The organism is Streptomyces sp. NPDC096152 (assembly GCF_044763235.1).
GTDB lineage: Bacteria > Actinomycetota > Actinomycetes > Streptomycetales > Streptomycetaceae > Streptomyces.
Map to the genome: position 1 here is coordinate 123,775 of NZ_JBIWFW010000008.1, position 15,905 is coordinate 139,679.

The following is a 15,905-nucleotide window of genomic DNA, read 5'->3' on the forward strand; positions in this document are numbered from 1 at the left end:
ATCAGCCCTCCTGTAGGCCCTGGTGCAGCGTGGTCAGGCCGTGCTCGATGAAGACGGGGACCAGATCGCCGATGCGGTCGAACCCGCGGCCGACCGTCTGGCCGAGCGTGTAGCGGTAGTGGATGCCCTCCAGGATCACGGCGAGCTTGAACCAGGCGAACGCCGTGTACCAGGAGACGTCGGAGACGTCGCGCCCCGAGCGCGCGGCGTACCGCTCGACGAGTTCGGCGGGGTCGGGGTGCCCGGGGGCCTCGGCGGTGGTGGCGACCGGGGAGTCGGCGGTGCCCAGCGGCATGCTGTACATCACCAGCAGGCCCAGGTCGGTGAGCGGGTCGCCGAGCGTCGACATCTCCCAGTCGAGGATCGCCCGGATGGTGTCGTCGGCGCCGATCAGGACGTTGTCGAGCCGGTAGTCGCCGTGCACGACGGCCGGGGCGGGGGAGGCGGGCAGCGCGCGGCCGAGCGCCGCGTGCAGCTCGTCGATGCCGGCCAGCTCGCGGTTGCGGGAGGCGTCCAGCTGCTTGCCCCAGCGCCGGAGCTGGCGGTCCAGGAAGCCCTCGGGGCGGCCGAAGTCGGCCAGTCCCACCTCGGCGGGGTCCACCGCGTGCAGCTCGACCAGGGTGTCGACGAGCGACAGCACCGCGTTCCGCGTCCGCTCGGCGCCCAGCGGGGCGAGCTGGTCCGCGGTGCGGTAGGGCGTGCCCTCGACGAACTCCATGACGTAGAAGGGTGCCCCGAGGACCTCCTCGTCCTCGCACAGCAGGACCGGGCGGGGCACCGGTACGTCGGTCGGGTGCAGCGCGCTGATCACCCGGTGCTCGCGCCGCATGTCGTGCGCGGTGGCCAGGACATGGCCGAGCGGGGGGCGGCGCACGACCCACTTCGAGGTGCCGTCCGAGACCGCGTAGGTGAGGTTCGACCGTCCGCCCTCGATCAGCCGGCCGGTCAGGGGGCCCTGCGCCAGGCCGGGCCGCTCACGGTCGAGCAGGCCGCGCAGCCGGTCGAGATCGAGTCCGGGCGGATGGTCGGGGCTCATCATTGCTCCTACGGACGGAGGAACGAACGGGACGCGACCATGATGCCGACCGGTCGGTATGTCGTCCAGTGCGCGAGCCCAACGTGATCGGAGCCACGATAGGCGCAGACCTCTCCGTCCTGCCCGTCTCCGCCCCGATCCTTTCCTTTCTCCCCGCTCCGAGCGAGTCGGTTGCCTGTCCCGGTGCAGTCGTGCGGGCCTCACACGAGCAGCGTGGCCGCGCACAGCGCCAGGGCCGCCGCGCAGAGGGCGGCGGCCCTGGCGTGGCGCGGCGCCAGTGCCTCGGGTACGGGTGTGGCGTCCAGGGCGCGGATCCGGTGCTGGGCCACCAGCAGGAAGCCGAGGCAGAGCACGCCGATCAGGGCGCAGACGGCGAGGGCGGCCGGCGTGGCGCCGCCGTGCAGCACCGCGCGCACCGCGAGGACGGCGGCGACGGTGCAGGACAGGGTCGTGCGCCGCCAGGCCAGCCGGGTCCGTTCCGGCTGGAGCCCCGGGTCCCGCGGCGGGGCGTCCGGGTCCGCGCCCACGCTCACCCCTCCCAGCCGACGAGTACGACGACGACCATGGCGACGGCGACCACCGCGACCACGACGCCCAGCAGCGCCGGGAAGCGCGAGGTCGGCAGGTCCTCGCCGCGGCGCATCGCCCGCTCGCAGCGCACCCAGTGGTTGACCGAGCGCAGGGAGCACAGCACGCCCGCGGCCAGCAGCGCGAGCGCGAGACCGACGCGCCAGGCCCTGGGCAGGTGCGGCAGGAACTGGTCCACGGCGAAGCCGCCGCCGATCAGGGCGAGGGCGGTGCGCAGCCAGGCGAGGAAGGTGCGCTCGTTCGCGAGAGAGAAGCGGTAGTCGGGGGTGTGCCCCTCCTTGGCGATCTCCCCGGGGGCGAACCACAGGCGGGCGTTCCGTACGAGCTCGATCACGTCACGGACCTTACCCAGCGGCCACGTCCGGGGCGCGGCGGGCCGGGCCGGTGTCAGTCCGCCGCCCGCTGGTCCGGCCTCCGCCCGCTGGTCCGGCCTCCGCCCGCTGGTCCGGCCTCCGCCCGCTGGTCCGGCCTCCGCCCGCTGGTCCGGCCTCCGCCCGCCGGTCCGGCGCCAGTCCCTCCGTGCAGGTCCGCCTGGCGCCCGCCGCCCCGTGCGGCCTCAGCTCGCCGCCCGGTGGGCGCGCAGCCGTTCGTACGCGGCCAGGCCGTCCGGTACCCACTCACCCTCGTGCAGCCGGCGCCGCACCTCCGCGTCCGGCAGGAAGTCGTGCCAGGCGATCTCCTCGGCCTGCGGCCGCACCGGGAGGTCGCAGTGGACCTGGTACACGGCCGACCACCAGCTGTGGCCGTCGCCGTCGTCGTAGAGGAACGTGAACAGGTGCTCGGGGCGGGGCAGCCCGCGCACGCCGAGCTCCTCCTCCGCCTCGCGCAGGGCCGCGTCGTCGTAGGACTCGCCCGCGCCGACCACCCCGCCGACGAACATGTCGTAGTGCGAGGGGAAGACGAGCTTGGTCGCGGTACGGCGGTGGACGAAGACGCGGCCGTCGGTGTCCCGGGCCTCGACGAAGACGCAGCGGTGGCGCAGCCCCCGGGCGTAGACCTCGCCCCGCGGGCACTGCCCGATGACGCGGTCGTTCTCGTCGACGATGTCGAGGATCTCCTCTGCGGCGCTCATGGTGCCCATCCAAGCAGGGCCGCCGCGGCGGCGGGCCGCCGGTCAGCGCCGCTGCAGGTCCCGGGCGGGTGCCGGCGCCGTCGCCCCGCACGGCATCGCCGGGTGCAGGCCCAGCAGCACGATGCCGGTCACGATCGCCGCGAGCCCCGCCGCCTCCCAGGCCAGCGCGCCGGTGTCGGTGCGCAGCCGGTCGCCCAGGAAGCCCACCCCGCAGGCGATCCCGGTCAGCGGCTGGGCCGCGGTCAGCGCGGGCAGCGACATGCGCAACGGCGCCGTCTCGAAGGCGCTCTGCACGAGGACCAGCCCGGTCACCCCGAGCACCAGCACCGCGTACGGCTGCCAGCCGGTGAGCAGCTCCGTCCAGCCGCCCGCGGCGAACCGCTGCCCGCTCACCCGGGTCAGCGCGTCCTGCACGCCGTAGAGCAGCCCGGCGGCGGTGGCCAGCAGCACCGGCCCCCAGCTCAGCCGGGACCGTTTGGCGTACGCCGTCAGCAGCAGCGCGAGGCCCACCAGGGCGCCGACGATCAGCCAGTGGCGCAGCGGGTCCGTCACCGCGCTGCCGGAGCGCGGGCGGCCCGCCACGATGAACGCCGTCACCCCGCCCGCCAGCAGCGCCAGGCCCGTCCAGCCCTGGCGGCCGAGCGGCTGCCGGGTCTGTCTGCGGGACAGGGTCAGGGCGAAGAGGAGGTTCGTCGCCAGCAGCGGCTCGACCAGGGAGACCTCGCCCCGGCTCAGCGCGACCGCGCCCAGGCCCATGCCCGCGGCCATCAGGGCGATGCCGCCGAGCCAGCGCGGCACCCGCATCAGGTCCAGGAGCAGCCGGGGGGAGAGGAAGTCGCTGAGCGGTGCCTGCTGGGCCGCGTTCTGCTGGAGCACGAAGCCGAGGCCCACACAGCAGGCGGCGCTCACGGCGAGAATCAGAACCAGAAGCGACACGCTGCGTACCTCGATCGTCCGGCTGGGTTACGGGGTGCGTAGGGGGCCGACTGTAGCCCGGGGCGGTGCCTGCCCCGGGCACCGGGGCGGTGTCCGCCCCGGGGAGCACCCGGATCGGGCAGCCGGCCCGGCCACGTCGCCCCGCGGACCGGGGCGACGGTACGGCCGTACGGCCATGGTGGGACGCCCGGGACCGGGCGCGCCATGGCGTACGCCACAGGTGGAACCCGCGGGCGAGGGCCGGGCGGGCGGGACGCGCGGCCGGGCTCGCTTCAAGTCCCGTTCGTTTTCGGTCAGTTGACGCGTGTAATGCCCGGCCGGCCCTTGACGTCACGTAGCGGCCGCGGGTTTGCTGTCCGTGATCAGTCGGTGGCGGGCCGATGACCGGCGGCCCGGCCGCGGCGCAGAAGCCGCGCCACGGAACGAAGAGCGTGTGAGGAAGTGCCGCGGTGCCCCCACCACCCCCGCCTCCGCTCGGCCGCGGCCGCAGGCGTGCGGCGCGGGCCTTCGACGCCGCTCTCGACGACGCCCCGCTCGCCACCGCGCGCGCCGCGCTGGCGCAGGGGCGCTGGCAGGCGGTCCGCTCGCTGCTCGTCCACACCGGCGACGACTGGGACCGCCGCGGGCACCGCGTCACCGTCCTCGCCCAGGAGTCCCACACCGCCGCCTGGGCCCGCGACTGGCTGCTCGCCGAGCCGGAGTCCGCCGACGCCTCGGTGCTGCTCGGTGCCGCCCTGGTGCAGCGGGCCCTGCGCGGCAAGGAGGAGCCCGAGGGCGCCCGCGAGGCCTGCCGGGCCGCGGCCGCGCTCGCGCCCGCCGACCCCACCCCGTGGCTCGGGCTGCTCCTGCTGGAGCGGGGGCCGGGTGGCGCGCGGGAGGCGGTCCGCCTCTTCGAGGAGGTCCGCCGGCGGCACCCCGACCACCACCACGCGCACCACCTGATGGTGGCCCGGTTCGCCGAGCGCCACGCCGGGGCGGGCCGGGACCCGCTGCACGAGGTCTACGACTTCGCCGCCTGGGCCGCCGAGCAGGCGCCGGCCGACTCGCCGCTCGCCGTCCTGCCGGTGGTCGCGCACGCCGAGCGGTACCGCGTGCTGGCCGCCGCCGGGCACGAGCCCGCCGATCCGGCCGCGTCCGGGCACTGGGCGGGCCGCCGCGCCCGGCAGGTCCTGAAGGCCGCCTTCGACTGGTGGCTGGAGTGGGAGCAGGAGGACCATCCGCGGCGCCTGGTCGACCTGAACTTCCTCGCCCACGCCAAGTACTGCGAGGGCCGGGGCGCCGAGGCCGCCGCCCTGTTCCACCGCATCGGGGAGCACGGCACCCCGGCGCCCTGGTCGTACCCCGACCGGGACCCGTTCACCGCCTTCCGTGCCGCCCGCGCCGCCGCGCTCGGCGCGGCGTGACACCTGTACGCACCTGAACGCACCAGCACGACGGAAAGCACCCGGAACCCGAGCCCGAAAGGACCACCCCGATGACGACGGGCAGTTCGCACACGAGCGGATCCACCGCGGACGGCGGCGGCATCAGCACCTTCAAGGGGCAGGAGCGAGCCCTGCGCGCCGACCGCCTCGGCACGGGCGGCCTGCTGCTCTCCGTGCTCGCCGCGACCGCTCCCCTCATGGTGGTCGCGGGTGTCATGCCCACCACATTCGCGGTGATGGGCATCGTCGGCCAGCCGCTGCTCTTCGTCGCCCTCGGCGCGGTCCTCGTCCTCTTCGGCGTCGGATACGCGGAGATGAGCCGCCACGTGCACAACGCGGGCGCCTTCTACGCGTACATCTCCCGGGGGCTCGGCGGGACGGCCGGGGCGAGCGCGGCGCTGGTCGCCCTCGTCGCCTACAACGCCCTCCAAGTCGGCATCTACGGCCTCTTCGGCTTCGAGGTGTCCAACCTCCTCGCCACCTACGCGGACGTCACGGTCGTCTGGTGGATCCCCGCCCTCGCGGCCGTCGCCGTCGTGGGCGCGCTCGGCTGGCTCAAGATCGACGTCAACGCGCGCGTGCTCGGCGTGCTGCTGGTCGTCGAGGTGGCGCTGGTCGTGATCTTCGACGTGGCCGCGGTCGCCGACCCCGCGAAGGAGGGCCTGTCCCTGCACGCCTTCAACCCGGACACGCTCGGCGGCGCGGGCATCGGTACCGCGCTGTGCTTCTGCATCGCGGCCTTCCTCGGCTTCGAGCAGGCCCCCGTGTACGCGGAGGAGACCAGCCGCCCGCACGTCCTGGTGCCGCGGGTGATGTTCCTGGCGGTCGCCGGCGTCGCCGTCTTCTTCGCGTTCAGCTCCTGGGCGCTCACCGTCGCCGCGGGGCCCTCGGCGATCGTCGGCGCGGCGCGCAAGGAGAGCGCCGGGCTGCTGTTCGCGCTGACCGAGTCACGGCTCGGCACCACCTTCACCGACGTGCTGCACGTGCTGTTCGTCACCGGCATGTTCGCGGCCATGCTCAGCTTCCACAACGTCGTCGCCCGGTACGCCTTCGCCATGGGCCGGGAGGGCCTGCTGCCCGCGCCCTTCGGGCGCACCTCCACCGCCAGCGGGGCGCCCGCGACCGGGTCGCTCTCCCAGACCGTGGTCTCGCTGGTGGTCGTGGCGGCGTTCGCGCTCCTCGACGGCGGGCCGGCCGGCGACCCGACCGCGCCCGTGCTGCACCTGTTCACCTGGTTCGGCAACGTCGGCGCCCTCGGCGTGATCGTCCTGATGGCCGCGGCCTCCCTGTCGGTGATCGTCTTCTTCGCGCGGCGCGGCGCCGCCGCCGCGCAGGCCTGGCGGCTGGTCACCTCCGCGCTGGCGGGCCTGGCGCTGCTCGTGATCGCCGTCTACACGGTGAAGGACTTCGACATCCTGGTCGGCGTCGGCCCCGGCTCCTCGCTCAGCCTGGTGCTGCGGGGCATCATCGGCCTCGCCCTGGTGGCCGGGCTCGTCCAGGGCGCCGTGCTGCGCTCCCGCAGACCGCGGGCGCACGCCCGTATCGGACTCGGCAACGAGGCGTTCCAGCTCGAGAAGGCGGCCGAGGCGGCCTCCTAGGGAGTCTTCCGGGGGACGGCGCGGGACCGGCCCCGCCGCTGGGAGAGGCGCGGGACCGGTCCCGCCGCGCGTCACGCGGAAGTGATGACGGAAGTCTGACGAGTACCCGTGATCCCTGGCCGCGCGGGGGTCGCGGGTGCTCGAATGAAGGGGTGAACTCCGGACCACCCGAGGAGCGGGGCCGGCCCATCGGCCGCCGCGTCCTGCTCGGCACCCTCGGCCTCGGCGCCCTCGGCGTGCTCACCGCGCCCACCCTGCAACGCGGCCTGGAGGCCGTGCTCGGCGCCGCCTCCGACAAGGACCCCACCGGCCTGACCGGCCTGCTGCCCAACGGCGGCGGCTTCCGCTACTACTCGGTCGCCGCCTCCGTCCCGCACCGCGGCCCGGCCGACTACCGGCTCACCGTCGACGGCCTGGTCGACCACCCGGCCACGTACACGCTGGCGGACCTGCGGGCCCTGCCGCAGACCCGCGTGATGCGCGACGTGCAGTGCGTGACCGGCTGGCGGGTGCCCGGCACCCCCTTCGAAGGGGTGCGGCTGTCCCGGCTGCTGGACGCGGCCGGTGTGCGCTCCTCGGCGCGGGCGGTGCGCTTCACCTGCTTCGACGGCGCCTACTCGGAGAGCCTCACCCTCGACCAGGCCCGGCGCGCCGACGTCCTGGTCGCGCTGCGGATGCGGGACGAGGACCTCGGCCACGACCACGGCGGCCCGGTCCGTCTGTACGTCGCCCCCATGTACTTCTACAAGTCCGCCAAGTGGCTCTCCGGCATCACCGTCACCGACGAGGTGCGGCCGGGCTACTGGGAGGAGCGGGGCTACGACGTCGACGCCTGGGTCGGCCGGTCGAACGGACGCGACGATGAGCCTACGAGCTGAGACCCCCGCCCCGCCGGACGCGGAGGTCCACCGCTTCGGCCCGGCCCAGCGGTGGGTGCACCGGACCACCGCCGCGCTGATGGGGGTGTGCGTGTTGACGGCGGGCTGCCTCTACGTGCCGCAGCTCGCCGAACTCGTCGGCCGCCGCGAGCTGGTGGTCCGCGTCCACGAGTGGGCCGGGCTGGCGCTGCCGGTGCCCGTCCTGCTGGGCCTGGCCTCCCGCGCCTTCCGCGCCGACCTGCGGCTCCTCGACCGCTTCGGGCCGCACGACCGGATCTGGCTGCGGGCCGCGCTGCGCCGCGACCGGCGCCCCGCCTCCCGCCCGGCGGGCAAGTTCAACGCCGGGCAGAAGATCTACGCGGCCTGGATCGCCGGGGCCGCGCTGGTGATGCTGGGCACGGGCCTGCTGATGTGGTTCACCCACCTCACCCCGCTGATGTGGCGCACCAGCGCCACCTTCGTGCACGACTGGCTGGCCCTGACCATCGGCATCGTGCTGGCCGGCCACATCGGCATGGCCCTCGGCGACCCGGAGGCCCGGCGCGGCCTGCGCACCGGCTCGGTGAGCCGGGAGTGGGCGGAGAGCGAACACCCGCTGTGGAGGCCGTGACACTGCCCGGGCACCGGAGGGCGGGGCGACGAGGCGGCGGCGCCTCACCGTGGTGGGTGAGGCGCCGCCGCCCAGCTCTCGATGACAGCCGTACCCGGCCTTCGAAGGACGGCCGTACCCAGCCCTAGATGATCAGGGACAGCAGCAGGACCAGACCGCCGGCGACCACCGAGATGACGGTCTCCATCACCGACCACGTCTTGATCGTCTGGCCGACGCTCAACCCGAAGTACTCCTTCACCAGCCAGAAGCCGGCGTCGTTGACGTGGCTGAAGAACAGCGAGCCGGCGCCGATGGCGAGGACCAGCAGGGCGGCGTGCGTGGTGGACATGTCGGCCGCCAGCGGCGCGACCAGGCCGGCCGCCGAGACGGTCGCCACGGTCGCCGAACCGGTGGCGAGCCGGATCGCCACCGCGATCAGCCAGCCCAGCAGCAGCGCCGGGATCGACCAGTCCTTGGACACGTCCAGGATCATCTGGCCCACACCGCAGTCGATCAGCGTCTGCTTGAAGCCGCCGCCCGCGCCGACGATGAGCAGGATGCCGGCGATGGGCGCGAGGCCCTTCTCGACGAGACCCGATATCCGCTCCTTGCCGAACCCGGCCGGCCGGAGCAGCGTGAAGATGCCGAGCAGCACGGCGGCGAGCAGGGCGATCAGCGGGGAGCCGACCACGTCGAAGACGCGCTGCGTGGCGTCGGCCGGGTCGTCCACGACGATGTCGACCAGGGCCTTGGCGAGCATCAGCACGACCGGGAGCAGGACGGTCGCCAGCGTGGCGCCGAAGCCGGGGCGGCGCTCCAGCTCCTCGGAGGGGCGCTGCGGGATCATGCGGTCGGGGGCCGGGACGTCCACCCAGCGGGCCGCGAAGCGCGAGAACAGCGGACCGGCGATGATCACCGTGGGAACGGCGACGAGGATGCCGAGCGCCAGCGTCACACCGAGGTTGGCCTTGACCGCGTCGATCGCGACCAGCGGGCCGGGGTGCGGCGGGATCAGGCCGTGCATCACGGACAGGCCGGCCAGCGCCGGGATGCCGATGCGCATGAGGGAGTAGTTGCCGCGCTTGGCGACCATCAGCACGACCGGGATCAGCAGCACGATGCCGACCTCGAAGAACAGCGGCAGGCCGATCACCGAGGCGATCAGCACCATCGCCCACGGCATGGCGCGGCCGCCGGCCTTCGCGAGGATGGTGTCGACGATCTCGTCGGCGCCGCCGGAGTCGGCGAGCATCTTGCCGAGGATCGCGCCGAGGGCGATCAGGACACCGACGCCGGCGACCGTGGTGCCGAGGCCGGTGGTGAAGCTGAGGATCGCCTTGTCGAGCGGCGCCCCGGCGATCGCGCCGAGCGCCAGCGACCCGATGGTCAGCGCCAGGAAGGCGTGCAGTTTGAACTGGGTGATGAGGACGACGATGACGGCGATGCCCGCCAGTACGGCGATGCCCAGCTGGGCGTGGCCGGCCGAGGTGATCGGCTGGACGGCGTCCGCTGCCAGCATCTCGACGCTGAGTCTGGTCACGGTGTTCCCTTGGATGAGGAGAGGAACTCTCGGTTTCGGGTTGGGGAGGGTCCTACGGGCCCGCGCCCTCGGAAGACGGCCGCAGGGGGCCGCGTCCGTGGGGAGAGGGCTGCTTCCGGCGAGGGCCGGTTCCTACGAGGTCCGGGCGGCGGAACGGCCGAGGCCGCGCAGCGCGTCCACGGCGCGGGCGGTGATCTCCTCGGGGCTGCCCGAGACGTCCACCTCCACCCCCGTCTCGTCCCGCTCCAGCGGCTGGAGCGTGGCGAACTGGGAGTCCAGCAGTGCCCTGGGCATGAAGTGCCCCTGCCGGTGTGCCATCCGGTCCTCGATGAGCGTGCGGTCGCCCGTGAGGTGCACGAAGACGATGCCGGGAGCCGCGGCCCGCAGCCGGTCGCGGTAGGCCCGCTTCAGCGCCGAGCTGCTGACCACCCCGCCGAGCCCCGCCCGTCCGTGCGCCCAGGCGCCGATGGCGTCCAGCCACGGCCAGCGGTCGTCGTCGGTGAGCGGAGTGCCGGCCGTCATCTTGGCGATGTTGGCCAGGGGGTGGAAGTCGTCGCCCTCGGCGTACGGGACGCCGAGCCGGGCCGCGAGCAGGGGACCGATGGTGGTCTTGCCGGTGCCTGCGACCCCCATGACCACGACGACTCGGGGGGTACTCATTGCTGCCTCGCTGTCTTCGTCGACACGTGATGTCGACGCAACTGAAACCGATTAGGTACGACGAATTCAAGAGTCTGTGACAAATAAGTCTGACTTTTTGAGTCCGTGATCACCCCGTACTCTGAGTGCATGAGCACACCGGGCCGGGGGCTGCACGGCCATGTACTGGACACCCTCGGCCCCGCGATCACCGCGGGGGAGTACCCGCCGGGCAGCGTGCTGCGCACCGACGAGCTGGCCCAGCGCTTCGACGTCTCACGCTCCGTCATGCGCGAGGCGGTCCGGGTGCTGGAGTCCATGCACCTGGTCGAGTCGCGCCGCCGCGTCGGCGTGACCGTGCAGCCCAGGTCCGAGTGGAACGTCTACGACCCGCAGGTCATCCGCTGGCGTCTGGCGGGCGCCGACCGCCCGCGGCAGCTGCGCTCGCTGACCGTGCTGCGCTCGGCCGTCGAGCCGGTCGCCGCGGGCCTCGCGGCGAAGCACGCCACGTCCGAGCAGTGCGCCGAACTCACCGAGTGCGCGCTCGGCATGGTGGCCAACTCACGCGGCCACCGGCTGGAGGGGTATCTGGTCCACGACATCGCCTTCCACCGCGTGATCCTGACCGCCTCCGGCAACGAGATGTTCGCCCGCCTCGGCGACGTCGTCGCCGAGGTGCTGGCCGGGCGCACCCACCACGAGGTCATGTTCGAGGACCCCGACCCGGCCGCCGTCACCCTCCATGTGCGGGTCGCCGAGGCGGTACGGGCCAGGGACGCGGCCCGCGCCGAGCAGCTGACCCGCGAGATCACCGAGGGCGCGCTGCAGGAGCTGGACATCCTGGCGCCGTAGCACGAGCGGGCGTGTGGCGCCCCGGACGTCAGTCCGGGAAGTCCCCGTCCACGTACGTCCACGCCCCGTCCACCCGCTCGAAGCGGCTGCGCTCGTGCAGCGCGCCCCCGCGGTAGGAGGCACGGAAGGTGACGGTCCCGGCGGTGTGGAACGCGGAACCGTCCGTCGTGCCGAGGATCTCCAGCCCGGTCCACCGCATCGCCGGGTCGAAGTCGATCCGCGCGGGCCGCGTCCGCGGATGCCAGGTCCGCAGCAGATAGCCGGCGTCCTGCCGCACGAAGGCGGTGTAGCGCGACCGCATCAGGGCCTCGGCGGTCGGCGCGGCGGCGGCGCCCGTGTGGTGGCGGCCGCAGCAGGCGTCGTAGGGACGGGGGAGTCCGCAGGGGCAGGAACGCGTGGTCATGGGCCCATTCTGCCCGTGCGGCGCACGCGGGTCGGATGCACAGTGGAAGGGGGTGTCGCACTCGTGTTCCGTCGCCGCCCCTGGGTCCCCTGCTTCGCACCGGAGTGAGGAGAGACGGACGATGACTCGACCCGTCGGCAGCCGGCCCGCGTCCGTCAAGGAGTGGCGGCTGAACCTGTACCTGTCCGAGCACGATCCGGACACCACGGCCCGGATCATTCTGGACACCGGGGACAACGTGCTGGAGAGCCGCGCGGAGGCGCGCCGGAACCCCTACGACCGGGCGGTGCCCGAGATCGGCGACGAACTCGCCGCCGGGCGCGCCCTGATCGCGCTGGGCCGCCGGCTGCTGCGCGCCGCCGCGGGCGACATCAAGGCGGTGGGAGCGCCCGAGGCGACCCCTCCCATGCCCCTGTGGTCGCCCAGGGAATGACGTCGCCGGGGGGAGCGTCGTCGCCCGGGCCGTGACGGTCGCCCAGGGAACGAAGGAGCTGCACCGTGCTGTTCACGGATCGTCTGGAAGCGGGAAGGCGGCTGGGCGCCCGCCTCGAATACCTGAGGGGCCAGGACATCGTGGTGCTGGGGCTGCCCCGGGGAGGCGTGCCGGTGGCCGCCGAGGTCGCCGCCGCGCTCGACGCGCCCCTGGACGTCTGCCTGGTGCGGAAGCTGGGCGTGCCCTACCAGCCGGAGCTGGGGATGGGCGCGATCGGCGAGGACGGCGTGCGCGTGATCAACGACCAGGTGGTGCGCGAGACCGGTGTCTCGCCGGCCGACCTGGCGCTGGTCGAGGAGCGCGAGCGCGACGTGCTGGAGCGGCGGGCCGCGCGGTACCGGGGCGAGCGCGAGCCGGTCAGCGTCGCCGGGCGGACCGTCGTGGTGGTCGACGACGGCGTGGCCACCGGGTCGACCGCGCGGGTGGCCTGCCGGATCGCCCGGGCCCGGGGCGCGGCGCACATCGTGCTCGCGGTGCCCGTCGCGCCGCGGGACTGGACCGTGCGGCTGGCCGGGGAGGCCGACGAACTGGTCTGCGTGGACACCCCCCGGGGCTTCTACGCCATCGGCCAGTTCTACGACGACTTCACCCAGGTCGAGGACGAGGAGGTCACCGCCGTCCTCCGGCGGGTGGCGGCCCGGTCCGGCGCCGCCGCCGGGCGGGTGGACCGGGAGGCGGAGATCACGGCCGGTGCCGTGCGGGTGCGCGGGCGGCTCACCGTGCCCGCGGGCGCGACCGGCGTCGTCGTCTTCGCGCACGGCAGCGGCAGCAGCCGGCACAGCCCGCGGAACCGGTTCGTGGCCTCGGGGCTGAACCGGGCCGGACTCGGCACCCTGCTGTTCGACCTGCTCACCGAGGCCGAGGAGCGCGACCGGGCCAACGTGTTCGACATCGATCTGCTGGCCGAGCGGCTGGTCGGCGCCACCGCCTGGCTGCGTGAGGAGCCCGACGTCGAGGGGCTCGCCGTCGGCTACTTCGGCGCCAGCACCGGCGCGGCCGCCGCCCTGTGGGCCGCCGCGGAACCGGACGCGCGTCCCGCCGCGGTCGTCTCCCGCGGCGGCCGGCCCGACCTGGCGGGGCCGCGCCTGAGCGCGGTGACCGCGCCCACGCTGCTCATCGTCGGCAGCGCCGACCTGACCGTGCTCGAGCTCAACCGGCAGGCACAGGCCCTGCTGCGCTGCGAGAACCGGCTCGCGGTAGTCCCGGGCGCCACCCACCTGTTCGAGGAGCCCGGCACCCTGGAGGCGGTCACCGAACTGGCCCGCGACTGGTTCACCGACCACATGGCCCCGGCCCACGTGTGACGGCCCCCGCGCCCATGTGTGACGGCCCCCGGCCCAGGTGTGGCAGCCCGGGCATCCGGCGGCCCCGGCATCCGGCGCCTGTGTCCGGCACCTCGCCCCGCGCCGAGAACGCGCGGGGCGAGGTGCCGAGTTCCGGGCCGCGGGCCCGGTGAGCGGGGCTACAGCCCCTGGGAGAGCAGGAGTTCGTGGGCCAGGCGGGCGCCCTTGGCCGCCTCCTCCGGAGGGGTGTCCTGGGAGGGGACGCTCTCCAGGCCCCGGGCGAGCGCCCGGACGGCGCCGGCCAGGGTCGCCACCTGGGACTCCAGCTGACTCAGCCGCTCCTCCGGGCTCTTGGCGGTCTGCGCGGCGGAAGGGGCGGGGCGGACCTCGGTGTCCGTCTCGCCGGACTGGTTCGGCGTCATGTCGGGCCTTCTTTCTCGGTCTTGGCCGACCGGGCAGGGCTACTCGGCGGGGGTGATCAGGCCGTAATGGCCGTCGTAGCGGTGGTACAGGACGTTCCCGCGTCCCGTGGTGGCGTCGCTGAAGAAGACGAAGGGGAACCCGGTGACGTCGAGCCGCTGCTTGGCCTCGTCCACCGTCAGCCGGGGGGCGGGCAGTTCACTGACGGTCAGCGGTACGGCCGCGTCGCCCGGGGGAGGGGCGGGAGGACGTACGGCGGCCAGCCGGTAGCCGGTCGGGCCGCCCCGGTACAGCACGCTGTCCTCGCCGCTGGACAGGTCGGTGAACAACTGGAAGTCGTAGTCCATCGTCTCCATCTCGAACGCGGCCTCGTCCGGCGTCTCCCGGTCCAGTGAGAAGGACTTGTGCCGCACGACCCGCCGCTCCTCGGGAAGGCGGGGGAAGTGGTCGGGGCGCTGGGTGGGCTCGTCGCCGTGCCGCCACTCGTGCGGCTCCACGGCCGATGTCCGGCCGCGCCGGGCCTCCCAGTGCCGCTCCAGCCGCTCCAGCCGTTCGGCGAGCCGGTCCTGGAGCCGGTCGACCGCCTCCGTGAGGGTCGTGGCGGCGACGTGGGCCCGCGCCTGGCGCCCGTTGACGTCCGCGTTGACCTGGGCCAGCGCCGGCCGTTCCAGGGCGGGATTCTCCATCAGGGTCAGTCTGACCCGGGCGTACAGGATGGGTTCCCGGGTGTGTCCGAGGATCGCCCCCACCTTCTCCTGCGCGTACTCCAGGGCGGACCGCGGTACCCCTCCCCGGGCCTCCACCTGAATCTCCGGAGCGCGCTGTGGTGCCGTTGGTTTCATGGCAGCCTCCTGTTCCGGAAGGTGTCGTCTCTCCAGGCTTGTCGTCCTGCGGTGGGATGTGGAGGGCCGAAGGTCCCGGGACTCCCGGGACGGCCGCCCGCCACGCCCGGCGGCCCGCGGCTTGTTAGCTTGGAAGCATGAAGCAGGGCACGGTCACCCTCTTCCTCGCGGGTGACGTCATGCTCGGCCGGGGCGTCGACCAGATCCTCCCGCACCCCGGTGCTCCCGTCCTGCGGGAGGACTACCTGCACGACGCCCGCGACTACGTCCGCCTGGCGGAGGCCGTGAACGGGCCGATCCCCCGGCCGGTGGACTTCTCCTGGCCCTGGGGCGAGGCGCTGGCCGTCCTGGACCGTGCCGCCCCCGACGTACGGGTGGTCAATCTGGAGACCGCCGTGACCCGGGACGGGGACTTCGCGCCCGGCAAGGCCGTCCACTACCGCATGCACCCCGACAACCTGCCCTGCCTGGCCATGGCCCGCCCCGACGTGTGCACGCTGGCCAACAACCACGTGCTCGACTTCGGCCCGCTCGGCCTGCTGGAGACGCTGGACACGCTGGCCGGGGCAGGGCTGCGCACGGCGGGGGCGGGCCGTGACCTCGTCGCGGCGCGGCAGCCGGCGATCGTCCCGCTGGAGGCGGGCGGGCGGGTGCTGGTCTTCTCCTTCGGCATGCCGTCCAGCGGGATCCCGCACGGCTGGGCCGCCGGCGGCGAGCGCGCCGGGGTCGATCTCGTCGCCGCGCCGACGGCCGAGGCCGCGGCCGCCTTCGCCGACCGCCTGCGGCAGATCGAGCGGCCCGGCGACCTCGTGGTCGCCTCGGTCCACTGGGGCTCCAACTGGGGCTACGCGCTCTCCCGCGACGAGGTCCGCTTCGCCCACGCGCTCGTCGACGCCGGTGCGGCCGTCGTCCACGGGCACTCCTCGCACCACCCGCGCCCGCTGGAGCTCTACCGGGGCAGGCTCGTCCTGTACGGCTGCGGCGACCTCGTCGACGACTACGAGGGCATCGGCGGCTACGAGAGCTACCGCGACGACCTGCGGCTGCTGTACCTGGCGTCGGTCGAGTCCGGCACCGGACGGCTGACCGGTCTGCGGATGGTGCCCCTCCAGGCGCGCCGGATGCGCCTGGAGCACGCGTCCGCCGAGGACACCGCATGGCTGCGCACCGTCCTGGACCGGTGCGGCCGGGACCTCGGCACCCGGGTCGGCCTCGGGGACGACGGCACCCTCACGCTCGGGTCCGTCCCGGCGGGCGCGGCGCCGTAGCGGCGGGACGCGGGGGCGCCGGCCGCGAGGGCGCCAGGGCG

18 protein-coding genes are annotated in these 15,905 nt (G+C 74.3%); 8 read left to right on the forward strand and 10 right to left on the reverse strand.

The features are described from left to right. Window position 1: 1 nt before the first annotated feature. The 5 genes from ACIQ9G_RS26405 to ACIQ9G_RS26425 all read right to left on the reverse strand — a co-directional run bounded on the left by ACIQ9G_RS26405 (window position 2) and on the right by ACIQ9G_RS26425 (window position 3,632). Window positions 2-1,036 carry a phosphotransferase family protein gene (locus ACIQ9G_RS26405; RefSeq protein WP_403614833.1) on the reverse strand — a complete coding sequence of 345 codons (1,035 nt, stop codon included), beginning with the start codon at window positions 1,034-1,036 and terminating at the stop codon, window positions 2-4. Window positions 1,037-1,236: 200 nt separating this feature from the next. Beyond that, window positions 1,237-1,578, reverse strand: coding sequence for a DUF202 domain-containing protein (locus tag ACIQ9G_RS26410; RefSeq protein WP_403614836.1), 342 nt, complete (start codon window positions 1,576-1,578; stop codon window positions 1,237-1,239). Next, window positions 1,566-1,958: a YidH family protein gene (locus ACIQ9G_RS26415; RefSeq protein ID WP_403614066.1), complete on the reverse strand. Its 393-nt coding sequence runs from the start codon at window positions 1,956-1,958 to the stop codon at window positions 1,566-1,568. The genes ACIQ9G_RS26410 and ACIQ9G_RS26415 overlap by 13 nt, the downstream gene beginning before the upstream one ends. 222 nt (window positions 1,959-2,180) lie before the next feature. Next, window positions 2,181-2,696 carry an NUDIX hydrolase gene (locus ACIQ9G_RS26420; RefSeq protein WP_403614069.1) on the reverse strand — a complete coding sequence of 172 codons (516 nt, stop codon included), beginning with the start codon at window positions 2,694-2,696 and terminating at the stop codon, window positions 2,181-2,183. Between the two features lie 42 nt (window positions 2,697-2,738). Further along, window positions 2,739-3,632, reverse strand: coding sequence for a DMT family transporter (locus ACIQ9G_RS26425; RefSeq protein ID WP_403614072.1), 894 nt, complete (start codon window positions 3,630-3,632; stop codon window positions 2,739-2,741). Window positions 3,633-4,081: 449 nt separating this feature from the next. Between ACIQ9G_RS26425 and ACIQ9G_RS26430 the strand changes: the two genes are divergently transcribed. The 4 genes from ACIQ9G_RS26430 to ACIQ9G_RS26445 all read left to right on the forward strand — a co-directional run bounded on the left by ACIQ9G_RS26430 (window position 4,082) and on the right by ACIQ9G_RS26445 (window position 8,142). Further along, window positions 4,082-5,035 (forward strand): hypothetical protein, encoded by a 954-nt coding sequence (locus ACIQ9G_RS26430; protein ID WP_403614075.1) that lies wholly within the window; start codon window positions 4,082-4,084, stop codon window positions 5,033-5,035. Between the two features lie 71 nt (window positions 5,036-5,106). Then, window positions 5,107-6,654 (forward strand): APC family permease, encoded by a 1,548-nt coding sequence (locus ACIQ9G_RS26435; RefSeq protein ID WP_403614078.1) that lies wholly within the window; start codon window positions 5,107-5,109, stop codon window positions 6,652-6,654. Between the two features lie 152 nt (window positions 6,655-6,806). Next, window positions 6,807-7,532 carry a molybdopterin-dependent oxidoreductase gene (locus ACIQ9G_RS26440; RefSeq protein WP_403614081.1) on the forward strand — a complete coding sequence of 242 codons (726 nt, stop codon included), beginning with the start codon at window positions 6,807-6,809 and terminating at the stop codon, window positions 7,530-7,532. Beyond that, window positions 7,516-8,142, forward strand: a complete 627-nt coding sequence (locus ACIQ9G_RS26445) for a cytochrome b/b6 domain-containing protein (protein WP_403614084.1) — start codon at window positions 7,516-7,518, stop codon at window positions 8,140-8,142. The genes ACIQ9G_RS26440 and ACIQ9G_RS26445 overlap by 17 nt, the downstream gene beginning before the upstream one ends. A 124-nt stretch (window positions 8,143-8,266) precedes the next feature. Here the strand turns inward: ACIQ9G_RS26445 and ACIQ9G_RS26450 are convergent, their stop codons facing one another. Together ACIQ9G_RS26450 and ACIQ9G_RS26455 are read right to left on the reverse strand one after the other, a co-directional pair. Beyond that, window positions 8,267-9,664, reverse strand: coding sequence for a GntP family permease (locus ACIQ9G_RS26450; RefSeq protein WP_403614086.1), 1,398 nt, complete (start codon window positions 9,662-9,664; stop codon window positions 8,267-8,269). A 132-nt stretch (window positions 9,665-9,796) separates the two neighbouring features. Then, on the reverse strand, window positions 9,797-10,324 hold the full coding sequence (locus ACIQ9G_RS26455; protein WP_403614089.1) for a gluconokinase: 528 nt from the start codon (window positions 10,322-10,324) through the stop codon (window positions 9,797-9,799). 129 nt (window positions 10,325-10,453) lie between these two features. Between ACIQ9G_RS26455 and ACIQ9G_RS26460 the strand changes: the two genes are divergently transcribed. After that, window positions 10,454-11,155: a FadR/GntR family transcriptional regulator gene (locus ACIQ9G_RS26460; protein WP_403614091.1), complete on the forward strand. Its 702-nt coding sequence runs from the start codon at window positions 10,454-10,456 to the stop codon at window positions 11,153-11,155. 28 nt (window positions 11,156-11,183) lie between these two features. Here ACIQ9G_RS26460 and ACIQ9G_RS26465 read toward each other — a convergent pair whose 3' ends face one another. Next, window positions 11,184-11,558: a YchJ family protein gene (locus ACIQ9G_RS26465; RefSeq protein WP_403614093.1), complete on the reverse strand. Its 375-nt coding sequence runs from the start codon at window positions 11,556-11,558 to the stop codon at window positions 11,184-11,186. A gap of 121 nt (window positions 11,559-11,679) precedes the next feature. Here ACIQ9G_RS26465 and ACIQ9G_RS26470 point away from each other — a divergent pair, with 121 nt between their 5' ends. Continuing rightward, window positions 11,680-11,991 carry a dsRBD fold-containing protein gene (locus ACIQ9G_RS26470; protein WP_356195389.1) on the forward strand — a complete coding sequence of 104 codons (312 nt, stop codon included), beginning with the start codon at window positions 11,680-11,682 and terminating at the stop codon, window positions 11,989-11,991. A gap of 65 nt (window positions 11,992-12,056) precedes the next feature. Then, on the forward strand, window positions 12,057-13,355 hold the full coding sequence (locus ACIQ9G_RS26475) for a phosphoribosyltransferase family protein (protein WP_403614096.1): 1,299 nt from the start codon (window positions 12,057-12,059) through the stop codon (window positions 13,353-13,355). Window positions 13,356-13,513: 158 nt separating this feature from the next. On the opposite strand, the gene ACIQ9G_RS26480 is transcribed toward ACIQ9G_RS26475, so the two are convergent. Together ACIQ9G_RS26480 and ACIQ9G_RS26485 are read right to left on the reverse strand one after the other, a co-directional pair. Continuing rightward, window positions 13,514-13,756, reverse strand: a complete 243-nt coding sequence (locus ACIQ9G_RS26480) for a hypothetical protein (protein ID WP_403614099.1) — start codon at window positions 13,754-13,756, stop codon at window positions 13,514-13,516. 39 nt (window positions 13,757-13,795) lie between these two features. Next, complete coding sequence (locus ACIQ9G_RS26485) at window positions 13,796-14,596, reverse strand: sigma 54 modulation/S30EA ribosomal C-terminal domain-containing protein (protein WP_403614102.1); 801 nt, start codon at window positions 14,594-14,596, stop codon at window positions 13,796-13,798. 137 nt (window positions 14,597-14,733) lie between these two features. On the opposite strand from ACIQ9G_RS26485, the gene ACIQ9G_RS26490 reads away from it, so the two are divergent. Further along, a complete protein-coding gene (locus tag ACIQ9G_RS26490; RefSeq protein WP_403614105.1) occupies window positions 14,734-15,864 on the forward strand; it encodes a CapA family protein in 1,131 nt (376 codons plus the stop codon). Window positions 15,865-15,905: the final 41 nt, after the last annotated feature.